The organism is Staphylococcus pasteuri (genome assembly GCF_030547725.1).
Taxonomy (GTDB): domain Bacteria; phylum Bacillota; class Bacilli; order Staphylococcales; family Staphylococcaceae; genus Staphylococcus; species Staphylococcus pasteuri.
Genome location: NZ_JAUOQO010000669.1, coordinates 1 through 250, shown reverse-complemented (window position 1 = coordinate 250; position 250 = coordinate 1). Strand labels below are relative to the sequence as shown.

The 250-nt window shown below is 45.2% G+C and carries 1 protein-coding gene; it reads left to right on the top strand.

Features of this window, described 5'->3' with window-relative positions; all coding sequences use genetic code 11:
* Positions 1–250 (top strand): sterol desaturase family protein (locus Q4528_RS15115; RefSeq protein ID WP_303522513.1); only part of this gene is annotated, 250 nt, incomplete at both ends.

The following is a 250-nucleotide window of genomic DNA, read 5'->3' as shown; positions in this document are numbered from 1 at the left end:
ATTTTTGTTTGAAGTCATCCTTAACGGCATGGCGATGTTTAATCACAGCAACTTAAAACTGCCGCTTAAGTTAGATGCCGTTGTCAGAAAACTACTGGTCACTCCTGATATGCACCGGGTACACCATTCGCGGTTTCGCCATGAACACAATGCAAACTACGGCTTTAACCTTTCCATTTGGGACCGCCTGTTTAATAGCTATGTGGCACAGCCTCAGCAAGGCCATTCTGGTTTGCGTTTTGGTTTAAGC